The organism is Pseudomonas sp. P4_B3 (assembly GCF_056402295.1).
The window spans coordinates 19,027-32,757 of sequence record NZ_JBFUHR010000037.1 but is presented as its reverse complement, the minus strand read 5'-3'; the positions used below and the strand labels follow the sequence as shown (position 1 = coordinate 32,757).

The 13,731-nt window shown below is 56.3% G+C and carries 12 protein-coding genes; 3 read left to right on the top strand and 9 right to left on the bottom strand.

Annotation, left to right across the window (positions count from 1 at the left end):
- Positions 1–3,677: beta strand repeat-containing protein (locus AC1DWG_RS29715; protein WP_477788728.1), on the top strand; the 3,677-nt coding region annotated here is incomplete at its 5' end.
- Positions 3,678–3,830: 153 nt separating this feature from the next.
- Complete coding sequence (locus tag AC1DWG_RS29710; RefSeq protein WP_477755577.1) at positions 3,831–4,595, top strand: tetratricopeptide repeat protein; 765 nt, start codon at positions 3,831–3,833, stop codon at positions 4,593–4,595.
- An 85-nt stretch (positions 4,596–4,680) separates the two neighbouring features.
- Here AC1DWG_RS29710 and AC1DWG_RS29705 read toward each other — a convergent pair whose 3' ends face one another.
- From AC1DWG_RS29705 to AC1DWG_RS29680, 6 genes are all read right to left on the bottom strand, one after another.
- Positions 4,681–5,421 (bottom strand): Mut7-C RNAse domain-containing protein, encoded by a 741-nt coding sequence (locus tag AC1DWG_RS29705; RefSeq protein ID WP_477755576.1) that lies wholly within the window; start codon positions 5,419–5,421, stop codon positions 4,681–4,683.
- Between the two features lie 101 nt (positions 5,422–5,522).
- The gene (gene dapF / locus AC1DWG_RS29700; RefSeq protein WP_477788727.1) at positions 5,523–6,341 is read right to left on the bottom strand and encodes a diaminopimelate epimerase; all 819 of its coding nucleotides are present in this window, start codon (positions 6,339–6,341) and stop codon (positions 5,523–5,525) included.
- Between the two features lie 214 nt (positions 6,342–6,555).
- Positions 6,556–6,981, bottom strand: coding sequence for a GNAT family N-acetyltransferase (locus AC1DWG_RS29695; RefSeq protein WP_477788726.1), 426 nt, complete (start codon positions 6,979–6,981; stop codon positions 6,556–6,558).
- A gap of 247 nt (positions 6,982–7,228) precedes the next feature.
- Positions 7,229–7,606, bottom strand: coding sequence for a c-type cytochrome (locus AC1DWG_RS29690; RefSeq protein ID WP_477755574.1), 378 nt, complete (start codon positions 7,604–7,606; stop codon positions 7,229–7,231).
- Positions 7,607–8,064: 458 nt separating this feature from the next.
- On the bottom strand, positions 8,065–8,964 hold the full coding sequence (locus AC1DWG_RS29685; RefSeq protein ID WP_477788725.1) for a DMT family transporter: 900 nt from the start codon (positions 8,962–8,964) through the stop codon (positions 8,065–8,067).
- A 141-nt stretch (positions 8,965–9,105) separates the two neighbouring features.
- On the bottom strand, positions 9,106–9,564 hold the full coding sequence (locus AC1DWG_RS29680; RefSeq protein WP_477756489.1) for an Lrp/AsnC family transcriptional regulator: 459 nt from the start codon (positions 9,562–9,564) through the stop codon (positions 9,106–9,108).
- Between the two features lie 268 nt (positions 9,565–9,832).
- On the opposite strand from AC1DWG_RS29680, the gene AC1DWG_RS29675 reads away from it, so the two are divergent.
- Complete coding sequence (locus AC1DWG_RS29675) at positions 9,833–11,221, top strand: amino acid permease (protein WP_477756490.1); 1,389 nt, start codon at positions 9,833–9,835, stop codon at positions 11,219–11,221.
- A gap of 562 nt (positions 11,222–11,783) precedes the next feature.
- Here AC1DWG_RS29675 and AC1DWG_RS29670 read toward each other — a convergent pair.
- The 3 genes from AC1DWG_RS29670 to AC1DWG_RS29660 form a co-directional block, all read right to left on the bottom strand.
- The gene (locus AC1DWG_RS29670; protein ID WP_477765482.1) at positions 11,784–12,329 is read right to left on the bottom strand and encodes a DinB family protein; all 546 of its coding nucleotides are present in this window, start codon (positions 12,327–12,329) and stop codon (positions 11,784–11,786) included.
- 189 nt (positions 12,330–12,518) lie between these two features.
- Positions 12,519–13,040 carry an N-acetyltransferase family protein gene (locus AC1DWG_RS29665; RefSeq protein WP_477788724.1) on the bottom strand — a complete coding sequence of 174 codons (522 nt, stop codon included), beginning with the start codon at positions 13,038–13,040 and terminating at the stop codon, positions 12,519–12,521.
- 185 nt (positions 13,041–13,225) lie between these two features.
- A complete protein-coding gene (locus tag AC1DWG_RS29660) occupies positions 13,226–13,351 on the bottom strand; it encodes a hypothetical protein (RefSeq protein ID WP_477754924.1) in 126 nt (41 codons plus the stop codon).
- Positions 13,352–13,731: the final 380 nt, after the last annotated feature.

Sequence of the window (13,731 nt, the reverse complement as noted above, 5' to 3'; positions counted from 1 at the left end):
ACGATGCGGCCGTGCTGTCCGCCGACATCGCCAACCTCACCGAGACCAATGCCGCCGCCGACATCTCCACCAGCGGCACCCTGACCATCAGCGACGTCGACAGCGCCACAACCTTCGTCGCCCAAACCAACACCGCCGGCAGCTACGGCCAGTTCTCCATCGGYACCGGCGGTGCCTGGACCTACGTCGCCARYTCCGCCCACAACGAGTTCGCCGCCGGYACCACCTACASCGACACCTTCGCGGTGAGCAGTGCCGAYGGCACCCTCACTTCGGTCACCGTGCATATCCTCGGCACCAACGATGCSGCCGTGCTGTCCGCCGACATCGCCAACCTCACCGAGACCAATGCCGCCGCCGACATCTCCACCAGCGGCACCCTGACCATCAGCGACGTCGACAGCGCCRCAACCTTCGTCGCSCAAACCAACACCGCCGGCAGCTACGGCCAGTTCTCCATCGGCACCGGTGGTGCCTGGACCTACGTCGCCAGTTCCGCCCACAACGAGTTCGCCGCCGGTACCACCTACACCGACACCTTCGCGGTGAGCAGCGCCGACGGCACCCTCACTTCGGTCACCGTGCATATCGCCGGCAGCAACGACTCACCGACGATCACTTCCAACGGTGGCGGTGCGACGGCTTCGATCAACGTGGCGGAGAACACCACGGCGGTCTCGACAGTGGCGGCGACCGATGTTGATCTGCCGGCACAAACGCTGAGCTACAGCATCGTCGGCGGAGCGGATGTCGCGAAGTTCTCGATCGTTTCAGGCACAGGCGTGCTGAGCTTTATCTCTGCACCCAACTTTGAAGCACCGACTGATTCGGGAACGAACAACGTTTATGACGTGATTGTGCGGGCGTCGGACGGCACGCTGTTTGACGACCAGGCAATCGCGGTAACCGTGACGGGAGTCAACGACAACTCCCCGGTGATCACCTCCAACGGTGGTGGTACGACGGCTTCGATCAACGTGGCGGAGAACACCACGGCGGTAACGACGGTGGTGGCAACCGACGTTGATCTTCCGGCGCAAACGCTGAGCTACAACATCGTCGGCGGAGCGGATGCCGCGAAGTTCTCGATTGCTTCAGGCACAGGCGTGCTGAGCTTTATCTCTGCACCCAACTTTGAAGCGCCGACTGATTCGGGGACGAACAACGTCTATGACGTGATTGTGCGGGCGTCGGACGGCACGCTGTTTGACGACCAGGCAATCGCGGTAACCGTGACGGGAGTCAACGACAACTCCCCGGTGATCACCTCCAACGGTGGTGGTACGACGGCTTCGATCAACGTGGCGGAGAACACCACGGCGGTCACGACAGTGCTGGCGACCGATGCAGATCTACCAGCGCAGACGCTGAGCTACACGATCCTGAATACGGCCGGGACGGACTTCAGCAAGTTCTCGATCAGTTCGAGTGGGGTGCTGACGTTCAATTCGGCGCCGGATTACGAGAATCCCCAAGATGTCGGTGGTACCGACGGCGACAACGCCTATGTTGTGGACGTTCAGGTGGCCGACGGCAATGGCGGAACCGACACGCAGACCATTACGGTAAACGTGCAGAACGTCGTTGAGACACCAGTTGATACTGTGGCGCCGACGGTGACAATAACGGGGACAACCTTAGCGAGTCCGGTTGGAACGTCGACGGTCACATTCCAGTTCAGTGAGGTTGTGAGCGGCTTCAACCTTTCGGACGTCACGGTGAGTACAACGGGTACAACGCCCCGCGGAACCTGGAGTAACTTCACGCAGGTAGACGGCGATACCTACACGGCGACGCTGACTAGAACGCTGACCGGTAGCGTGAAAGTCGACGTTGCCGCGAACAGCTACACCGACCTGGCGGGTAATCCTGGTGCTGCCGGGAGCAGTGCAAACCTTCCGGCAGGCGTTGCCGGCGAACCTATCAATCTAGCCCTCAACATCCCGTTGGCCGATATTAGCGGCCCGATAACGGTGGCCATCAGCGGTGTTCCCTCGGGATGGACATTCAACGCAGGTACCGACAACGGCGACGGCACCTGGACCGTGCAAACCAGCGATCCCGCCGCATTGACTGTGACAACTCCAAGCGACTTCGCCGGTGCGTTGGTGCTCGATGTCAACATGCACTGGAGCAACAGCGACGGCAGCCCAGCAAGCGCCTATGTGTTCAACAACGTCGAAGTCTATGCCCCGGGCGCGCCGATCTTCGCCTTGTCCGCTGACGACAACCTGACCGGCTCGTCCGGTGCCGACACCTTCGTCTTCGCTCAGCCGATCGGCAACAACGTCATTTACAGCTTCGATGCGGCGGCGGACAAAATTGACTTGATCGGCTTCACGGGCGTCAACGATTTTGCCGATGTGAGTGTCGCCAACGATGCGAACGGCAATGCCGTGCTCAGCATCAGCGCCGACCAGACGATCACGGTCAAAGGTGTGGATGCGGCGGCGTTGAGCGGGGCCAACCTGCTGTTCGATGTGGACCCGGTCACGACCAATACGGGCACCATCACCATTGCCGACGGCGCGATCATGCCGTTCGGTGGCCGCATCGACAACAGCGGCACCATAGCGCTCGGCTCCACCGGCAGCGGGACCGATCTCGAGATTCTGTTCCGTGGCGCGACGTTGACCGGTGGCGGGCAAGTGGTGCTGTCCGACAGCGCGCAGAACGTGATCTTTGGTGGCAGCGCGGACACGGTGCTCACCAATGCCGACAACACCATCTCGGGTGCCGGCCAGTTGGGAGCGGGGCAGATGACGCTGGTCAACTCGGGCCTGATCCTTGCCAGCGGCGTCAATGCGCTGGTGATCGATACCGGTAGCAGCGTCGTCGCCAACACGGGTGTGCTGCAAGCCAGCGGCAGCGGCGGATTGGTGATTGAAAGTGCGCTCGTCAACAGCGGCAGCCTGTGGGCGAACGATGGCAACATCACCGTCCACGCAGATGCCAGTGGCGCGGGAAGCGCGACTATCAGCGGTTCGGCGATGCTGGAATTCGGTGCAGCCTCCGATCAGCATGTGACGTTTGACAACGGCGCGGCAGGCATGCTCAAACTCGATGAGTCGGCGGCGTTCAGTGGCAGCGTCAGCGGTTTTGCCGCGGGTGACAAGCTGGACTTTGGCGATATTGCGTTCGGCGCCAATACGCAGATCACCTATGCCGCGAATGACACAGGCACCGGCGGGATGCTGAGCGTGAGCGACGGCACACATGTGTCGCAGGTCGCGCTCAATGGCCAATACGCGGCGGCGGGTTTGCAGGCGAACGACGAGGGCAGCGGCAGCGAGCTGGCCTACGATGCAGCGGCGGCAAACCACACGATGCTGGGCGGCCAGGCCAACGACATTCTGATCGGCGGTGCAGGTGACGATTTGTTCTTCGGCGGGCTGGGCAACGACACACTCGACGGCGGCCTCGGCAACGATACCTTCGTGTTTGCTGCGGCAGGTTTCGGCAACGACTCGATCCAGGGCTTCGATATCGATCCGGTCGGAGGGCAGGACTTGCTCAATATCGCGGGGCTGGGGATCAGCAGCGAGACGTTCGCTGCCAACGTGAGCATTGCGGCTGACGGGGCGGACACGGTGATCGGGATCGGAGTGGACACTATTCGCCTTGTCGGAGTTAACAGTGCAGGAATCGATCAGGCGGACTTTATCCTGACGGCATGATGCTTTTCCTGCTGGCCGCACGTTGCTTCGCGGTTTCAGCGGGAACTTCAGGGTACTGGCCAGGTCAATTGGGGCCCTGTATCGGAGATACCGAGCAGCGCTGAGGCCTGTTTTATGGCAGTGCCGTCCGAGATCAGTCGAGTCCGCCCCCCGATGCCAACCAAGAGTTTTCTACCGGGTCTCATCCTGGCGTTCTGCGCCGTCGCGTCGCTTTGTTCGGTTGCTGCCGAGCGAAGAGCGCCCGCGCAAAGTAACAGCGCATCGACCACCCTGATCGAAACCGCCTCGCGGCAGTATGAAAATGGCCAGTTGGACCAGGCCGCTGCCACGCTGGAGCGTGCCCTGCATATCCAGCCGAACAATCCCGCGACGTTGCATTACCTCGGTGTGTTGCGTCTTCAGCAGGGGCAGTACCAGCAGGCGGAAACCTTGGCGGCGCGCTCGAATATGCGGGTTGGTCGCAACGTCGAGTTACGCAACCGCAACTTCCAATTGATCCAGGCGGCGCAGCAGGCCCAGTCTTCGAATACCCCACCCACTGCCAAAGAGGACCTGGTTGCAGTACAGAAGGGGCTGGAAGCGGAAACCCAAAGGCACCGCGAAGCAGACATGGCCGTTGCTGAACAATCCACTGCGGACAATGGGCGCGACGCTGGCAACTTCGCTCGCGCAAAGGCAGATTGGACATCGGATTCACCGATGGCTGGCAGACCTCGACCCGAAGGAGAAGGGCAAGTGGCTTCCGTCCCGCCGGCGCCCGCGTACGAAGAGGTTGAGATTCCCCGCGGCCATTTGCCGCCTCCGGGTAAATGCCGGATCTGGTTCCCTGATCGCCCGCCGGGGCATCAGCCCCCACCCGGCAAATGCAAGAAGCTGCGATATCGGGTTCCGTCAGGGGCCTACCTGGTGCACGGTTGAGTTTCCGAGTGCCCACTTCTGGCCGTTATCGACCTGGTGCAAAAGCCGGTTATCCCTGGCAACGCAGCCGGCCCGATGCGCGCGGTTATCGGTTCAGCAGCGGTGCCAGCAATGCACACATGCCGCGCCAGTGTGAACCTTCCCAGTAAACCCGTTGGCAGGCGCCGCAGCGCAGGAAGTGCGAATAGAGGGCGCCAATGCGTGGCGGTACCAGCGGCCGAGCCAGTTCCGGGCTGATCTCGTGCAGCGGCAGGTTGCAATGAAGGCACAGGCTGAATGGCCGCGCGCTACGCGCCAGGTCGAGGCGCTCGTACAATTCGCGCAGCTGCAGCGACGGTTTCAGGGCATGCACGTAACAGCCGTGGCTGATGATCCGCCGCTTGAGCAGTTCGCGGTCACGGGTTAGCACGATGCGTCCTTGCTGCGCAGCGATCTCGGCGATCTCGCCATCCTCGAAACCATTGTCGTAGAGAGTGTCGAAGCCACTCATGCGCAGCAGGCTGGCCAGCCCGCCAAGGTGCACATCAGCGACGAAGCGCAGCACCCGTAAAGGTTGCGCACGAACCTTGAGCAGCGGGCTGATGTCCAGTGCTTCGAACTTGGGATACACCGCCAGCCGGTCACTGTCGAGGATCACCCGCTCGAAGCCCGCCGACTCGCCGTTGAGCAGCACCAGCTCGACCTCGGTGTGCGGTACTCCGAGCGCCTCGATCATGTGCTTGACCGTCGCCCCTTGCGCGCACTCGCAGGTGAAGGATTGCCGCCGCCGTTCGGCCGGCAGGAAATCGTTGAGTTCATCAAAGAAGCGGAAAGTTGCACTGGTCATGCTCAACAGTATGGCAGGGCTGCGGGATGTGCGAGTCTGGTCCGGACACCACCCATCTCGCTTGGGAGTGATCGACTTACCTGCTTATCACGATTTAGCCACTACAAAACTTGTAACAGGGCGCCCGAAATCATTCCCGAAAAAGTCGTCTCTACCGGACCGGTCAGGACGACAGATCCCACGCCATCCCATTGAACCGTTACAGTTCCGCCATCACATTCAACCTCAACGCAATTGTCTAACAAGCCGCGACGAATTCCGTTTACAGCAGCGCCACAAGAGCAGGAACCTGAACCAAGCGGAATCGCCCCCCAGCGCTCCCAAATGCGCAAACGAATGTGCTTTCGGTCAATGATCTGGACGAAATGCACGTTCGTCCTGAGGGGGAAAAGGGAGTTGGTTTCTATGATCGGTCCGATTGTCGCTATGTCCACAGCTGTAAGATCATCCACAAAATAGGTGCAGTGCGGATTTCCCATGCTGCAAGCTGTTGGGCTACCCGCAAGTGGCAAACCTACAGTATCCATTTCCACAGCCAGAGGAATATCCGACCAGTCGAAAAGTGGTACCCCCATGTCGACGGAAATTGCGCCGGTTGAGGTCCGTTCGCAAGTGAGCAGGCCACGGTTGGTTCGCAGTGTTATCGACTTGGTATTTGATTGGCGCATCAACAAATCCGCGGCACCCCGCGTCGCGCTGCCACAAACGTCCAGTGTGGAGCCACCTGCATTCCAAAACATCAAGCGCGCATCTGCATCATCGTCATCGAGCACCACCGCAAGTTGATTGAACCCGACTCCCCGGTTTCGGTCACCCATTCGCCGAGCCATGCTGTCTGTCATTGGATTGGACGAGTTGCGCGAGTCCACGATAACGAAGTCATCGCCATTGGCGTGCATTTTATGAAACCTCAGCGGCATGAATTGACCTTGGCGATGAGAAAAGGGATGAGTTGATGTTTAAAGTCGATCTATCCCCATACGCATGGTTTTTGCAAGCTGTGTGGAAGCTCAAGACGGGGAGGTGCCTGGCAGACAATTGCGTTGCGCAGTCAATCTTTAGGAACAAGCAGTCCGCTATTGGCCGTTTTCTGCCTGCTACGACGCAGCTATCGGGCCAAAATCCAAATCGCTGTCAGCGCAATGACTTCTGGTAATAGAGCCGGGTATGTCCCGGTGGATAGTCTGCCAGGCGTCCGAATTCAGAATAGCCAAGTTTTTGATAAAAGCCGGGTGCCTGAAAGCTGAAGGTCTCCAGCCAGATATCAGTGCAATTCTTTTTATGTGCGACCTCTTCGGCCATGCGCATTAGCCGCTCTCCGATACCGTGGCCACGCATCGACTCGGGAACGCTGACAAGATCGATGAGCAGCCATCGATATGAGACCTTGCCGTACAGCCCGCCAATAACTTCATTGCTGTCAGGGTCTCGTAGCAACAGGGCAAATGTTTCATGGGCATCGTCCCCACCGTTGGCCAGATTGTGGGCCAGCAAAGGGGTCAAAATTCCTAACCGCTCTTCTTCAGTCGCGTTTTCCGAAAGCTGGACTTCTACAGACATGGCGCTCTCCCTGAGCTATGAGTAACGGGGTCAACAAGGTAGCCCATTTCTGTCACCCCATGGTGAATCAGCAAATGCATCAATCGTCCGATTTTTGATGGGCTGGATGGCTGCTCTTGGCCGTTATTTGCCTGTCACGACCGCAGCCGATTGCTGCGAGAGGTCGACGGGCTCACCGGCATTGCCCCACAAGCCCTCAAACCTGAAATGGCTCTTGGATTTCTGTGTCTGCCGCTCAACTCAAAAATTATCGATTTTTTGAAATCACACCACTCATGTATTGATTTAAATCGCGCAGATCTTCAATCCTCCATGAGTACGGCGATAGCTTTACACCATTCTCTCGCAAAGTTTTTGGAATCAAGTCTCCATTTGGACGAAGTATTATCGATGATACAATCACGCCCGGATAATCATTTAATCGTTTTTTGAAAACGGATGTTGTTAGATCAGGTGTAGGAGGATTGCTTTTGTTAGCCAATGGTCCTGTTGCTTTGAGATCTATTCCGTGGCACATGGTGCATCGCTGTAAATAGAGATTTTTTCCATTAACATTATCCGCGAAGGATAGTGATGTTTGAATTAGCGATAAAATTCCTAGCGAAGCGATGAATAATATTTTCATTGTTTTTATCTTCCTTGATGGATCAGCGTCGATTGGACGCGATTTGGTGCGCGGGAAAGATATCAGCCATCGTATCGGCACACACAGTCATTTCTGATGCCCATTGAATCAACTCGTTTTCCGATTGCGCCAGGTAACCGGGTAGTTGCTTTGAATCAATACCTGCTGGTTGGGCGTACCAGGACCAGGCTTTACGCCCAACAGGAAATTCGAGTAACCCAGTCTACACGTCAGTGTTTTCAGGTTCCCCCAGCCAGTCCTCGAAGCGCTCCGTCTTACCGGGTTGTACCGGATCATCCATTACCAGCATGGTCATTTCCTTCCATGGTCACACCGTTCGACGGTGCTCTCATCCTGAGATAGCACGAGGGATATCGAGCCCTGCCATTAAAGTGGGGCGGCAAGGTAGTGACGGGGAGCGTTGAAGTCAATATGCCAGCAAAGGCCCCGTCAATCGCTCACTCAGTCGTCGGGGCCGGGGCTTTACTGCCCAAGCGGATCAGCTCATTGGAGAAACACAGCCCGACGATGATCAGTGCCGCCCCCGCGAACAGGCTTTCGCGCGGTACTTCATGGAGCACCACAAACGCCAGCAGCGCGGCGAACAGCGGCTCGGTCAGTTCCAGCGCCTGCACTTGGGATGGCTTGAGATATTCGATGGCCTTGGTGGTGCAAAAGAAGCCGAGGATGGTCGGCAGCGCGGCCAGCGCCAGCAGTGCGGCGATCGCCAATGGCGACAGCTCGCCGATCACAAAACCATCGGCCGCAGCCGGCATCAGCAGGTACAGGCTGCCAAAAAACAGCAATTGCCGGGTGAGGTGCAGCCCCCCGGACACGCCCATCTGCTTCATGGCAACCGAAAAGGCCCCATAACCGCAGCCGGCCATGGAGGCAAGCGCAGAGCCTTGCAGGGTAAAGCCCTGTTGCAGGTCGGCGCCAAAGATCACCGCGATCCCGGCGATGGCCAGTGCGGCGCCCACGGTCGCGTTCGCGGTGATGGCGTCCTTGAGGAAAATGCGCCCCAGGATGATCGAGGAAATCGAGGCACTGGCCATCAGCACCACCACTACACCTGCCGCAGCGTAATGCCGATAGGCGGACGTTTCGAAGTGAAACAGCACGAAGATGCCAAGGAAGGCGCAGATTGCCGCCTGAGTCCATTTGGCCGTAGACGCCGGGCGCTTGAGGAAAAGCAATAGGATCGAAAGTAGCAGGCAACCCAGCAGGGTCTTGATGACGGCCACACTGCTGGCAGTGAAGCCATTACTCATGAGTACTTTGCTAAGCACACCGATCGTCGCGTTCAGTGCCGCGGCGCAGAGTGCAAACATGACGCCTTTGCTGAAACTGGATTGCATTGATGACGGTCCCTGTCGTTGCTTTGTCGTTAGATAGAATGCCAGCCCACATCGACGGCGCCAAGTTCGAGGATACAAAGATCCCGCCAACCCCGGCATTGATTGTGTGACTCGTCCTGAACAAGGGGCAAGCCCAGGCACTTACAGTGGCAAGGTATTGCAGTGCTTGATCTCCTTGAGCGAAAACCCGGTGTACATTTCCTTGATATTGCCGAGCGTACGTATGCGATGCATGGCGAGTTCATGGAATGCCTCCATGTCTTTGACGACTACCTGCAAGAGGTAGTCGTATTTCCCCGACACTTTGTGACAGGCAATAATGTTGGGCAGCGCCAGAACGCCCGCTTCGAAATGCTCCATGGCGTCCTCGGAGTGACTATCGAGGGTGACGCTGATGAAAGCAAAAAGTCCCAGCCCCATGGTCTTTGGGTTCAAGTGCGCGTGATACCCGACAATCACCTCCTCTTCCAGGCGCTTCAGGCGCTTCCAGCAGGCTGGCGCTGACAGGTAGACACGAGCGGCGATCTCGGCGTTCGTCAGGCGACCATTCATTTGCAGAATTTCCAGAATTGAACGATCAACCTTATCCATTTCCGCCATGTGTTCTCTCCCTTTAACAATGAGTACGCGGTAGGGCGATTGGCCCCATCCCGCAGGTCCTTGATCAAGCATCCATTTCTAGAAACGACAAATATTAGAAAGAAAATTACCTAAAGAACACATTTTGGATAATTAACGTCTGAAAAATAATCAAATACAGATCCGTTTCGAAAGCTAATTTTCAAGGCGCTGAAATACAATTTCTTGTCATTTCCGACACCCAAGCCACTGGCTCTGACAATAAAAACAAGTAACAACGGAGGCAATATTGAGCATTTTCAGAACAAAAGACCTGGACGCAATGATTGCTGCTGCCCGAGCTCCTGCCGGGTTGAAAAAAGTGCTGGGGCCGATGGATCTGGTCCTGATTGGTATCGGTGCAATCGTGGGGACAGGCATCTTTGTATTGACCGGAACCGGCGCATTGACTGCGGGACCGGCCCTCATGGTTTCATTCCTGTTAGCGGCGTTGGCCTGTGCATTTGCAGCGCTCTGTTATGCTGAGTTCGCCTCATCTGTACCGGTAGCAGGCTCGATTTACACCTACAGCTACGCGACGCTGGGAGAGTTGGTGGCCTGGATGATCGGCTGGGATCTGATGCTCGAATACGGACTGGCCAGTTCGGCTGTGTCTGTTGGGTGGTCGGGTTACTTCCAGTCCCTGCTGAGCGGATTTGGGCTGAATCTTCCGGTTGTGCTTACGGCGGCTCCAGGCTCTTTGCCCGGTGTGGAAACCTGGTTCAACCTACCCGCGCTGGTGATTATGCTGGCAATTACCTGGATGCTTTCCATGGGCATCAAGGAATCTGCGCGCGTAAACAACGTGATGGTGATCATCAAGATCGCCGTGGTGCTGCTCTTCATCGCCGTTGGTGTGCGACATGTTCAACCGGCTAACTGGCAACCTTTCGCGCCCTTCGGTGGCCAAGGCATTTTGAGTGCTTCGGCCCTGGTTTTTTTTGCTTTTATTGGTTTCGATGCGGTTTCCTCTGCCGCCGAAGAAGTGAAAAACCCGGCGCGTGACCTCCCCATCGGCATTATCGGTTCCTTGGCCGTTTGTGCGGTGTTGTACGTTGCCGTTTCAATGATCATGACCGGTATCGTGCCCTATGCCCAATTCCTTGGCGTTGATCATCCGGTCTCATTGGCGTTGCAACATGCCGGTGAAAGCTGGGTTGCCGGGTTCGTTGATTTAGGCGCAATCATTGGCATGACGACTGTCATTCTGGTTATGGCGTACGGTCAAACCAGGATCATCTACGCGATGTCGCGCGACGGACTGCTTCCCCAGCGCCTTTCCAGGGTTCATCCACGATTCGGTACACCATTTTTCGCCACCTGGATGGTCGGAATAGTCTTCGGGCTGATCTCGGCTCTGATTCCGCTGAACGTCCTCGCCGAGCTGATCAATATCGGTACGTTGGCCGCATTCAGTCTGATCTCGGTGGCAGTGATCGTATTGCGCAAGACCCGACCCGATCTCCCTCGCGCATTCAGATGCCCGGGCGTGCCCGTTGTTCCGTTGCTCGCCATCGCGTTCTGCGTAACCTTGATGACCTTCCTCAAGCAGACGACCTGGCTGGTATTTGGGGCGTGGTTGGCAATTGGCCTGGTGATCTACTTCGCCTATGCGAGGCGCCGCTCGTTGTTGCATTAATCCGGCATTTCGTCAGGCCTCTTTGGAGTGTCAATCAACCTCCAATAGTTTTCAGGTGCGAAACTGCATTCCAGTTGCGCACCTGATTGCATTCGCCTGTCAATCCTCACCTCATTTATCCTGCTTTTTGTCAAAGCGAGCAGAACTTGCTATCAGGACCCGCTGTGAGGATTGCAACACTTCTTGAATGGGGCCTGTTTGCTCTATAACCGAAAAGGATAGTCACGATATTCTATTGCAGCTATACGTGATCCCGCTCTCGGCCAGGAATCGGAATACAAACTGTCCGCCATGGGGCCAGGCTGTGTGAAAACGTCTGAGATTGTCTAATCTTCTGAGCGTCTAGATCGTAAAACGTTTAACGTCGAAATTAGTTCGAATACCCGTTTCTTCAGTAGCCTTTTCTGGGGGCCTGGCTGACGTGCAAAATGGCCTGAACATGGATGCGATAGGCAGCTTTGGACCGTTTTCCGCTACTCGGGATCGACAACCAGCCTGGATGGCCGCGCTGTTTCGCCGGCTCGATCAGATGTGACAAAACCCGGTCTGGCGCTCGGCTTTTCTACTTTGTGCAGGGCTCGGATGGAATGAGGACGACTAAATCCGTATCACCTATGTCGACACCCGCTTGTGAAAGCAAGGTAGTAACTTGTCCGCGGTGATGCGTCTGATGGTTGAAGAAATGCATGACCAAACCATAAAAGCTCCTGTCAGCGGGTACTCCCTTCATGTTTGTGTAATTGAGGGTGTGATCTAAATCCGAATCTGTAATGGAGCGAGCCCATGCGACAATTATCTGATCGAGCGACACTCTATGTGCCGAAAGCTCCCGGATATTTGAGAACAGTAACTGGTCGAGGCTTTCAGGAGCGGGAAGCTGCCGAATCGGCTCCAGAGCCAAGTGGTTAGCTGGGTGCCTGGCGAATCGCTTTAGCCAGATAGTGTCCCCGGCCACCAAGTGGTTCAACGTCCCGAGAATAGAACCAAAGAATGCTTTCCTATCCACTGAGAGCTCTTCATCTGGCAAGCTTCTGGATGCATCATAAATCTTTGCGTTCATCCACTCGTTATAGGTCGCCATCAGGCAAATATGGTTGGGGCGGCTCATCGTGTTCATCCTTTGAGTGAATACTTGATAAGCGATCCACGCTCATCCTGAAACCCAGTCTAGTGCTGGGCTTTGTTGTTTCTGAGGTGATGCAACAGGGAAAGGGACCACTTTTGCTTGGTAAGCGCCCGGTAAAGTCATCTGACTTTCACCTGACAACCAACCTGATAGAGAAACAATCGAACGCGCTTATCGGGAAAGCTCACATACCATTACAGCCATCCCAATTTCAGCCAGGTCAGTTTTGAAAGGGATTTCACCGACCTTTTGGAAACCGAATCCCTCATAGAAGCGCCGGGCGCTTGAATTGGTCTTGAGTACGTCAAGCCAGAGCAAGCGTTCTCCGCGCTCTATCGCTCGGTTGCAAATGAAATGCAGAAGCTGTTTCCCATACCCTCGTCCTGCTTCAGATTTGAGGAAGTAAATCTTTTGAAGCTCCGCGCCCACTGTGCCAGTTAGAGGCGCAGGCGTTGACCAGTTAACTTTGGAAAAACCTACGACCCTACCGCTTTCGTCTGAGACTATAAGCCACAAATGGCGAGCGGATGATTCGAGTGAGTTTCTGAGCGTGCAGGGTGAGAAGTCTTGATTGAGGAAGCCCTGCATGCCGGCGAGAGACCAGATGGCCGAAAAATGCTCTCGGTAGGTCTCACAGCCGACTTCACGTAGAACATTGAGGTCGGCTTTAGTCGCTTCACGAATGTTGATCATATTCTTCCCCGGTCTATTCGCATGAAGAGTTTGATGGGAGCTCCCGGCGACGAAATTTGTCTTAGTTGCTAAGGGCCGGCCTGCGCTCGGGTTCTATCGTCATCAAAACAGAATGTAAGCACCAGACCAATCGTAGGCGAACGGTGAACGGCGCACCCACCTTGCATGATTATGCCGGCTGCCACTTATGCGACAGCAGACTGGATCAAACTCATGATCGCCGCCGCCCGTTTGCCGCTGCGTAGCGATCCGGCAAACATCCAGTTCGAGCGCCCAACCAGGTGGATCTCCTGGATCTCGTCCTGGGACATTATCCATTGGTCCAGGGATTTCTCGTCCTTGCCGATCGAGAGGATCTTTATCTGACATGACCTTCTCCTTAAGAATATTTGCCTTATCTTCGCGGCATGAGCACAACGCCACTACAGTGCTGTGTGTCTGGCCACCGTCCGCTTCTGGCCGTTCTCTGCCGATCATGGTTACAAAGCGTGCTGGTCAAATCCGATGCAATCGGTGGTCAGAACGAATGCAAATGACTGGTCAGGTCGAATGCAAGCGGGTGGTCAAGTGGAGTGCAATTTCGCAGTCATCTGACATGGTCGCTTCTCCAGTTCTTGTAGAAATCGTGGCAGCGACCAAAAAAATGGCCCGCATGCGGGCGGGCCAAATGGGAATTCTTCAAAGGAGCAGG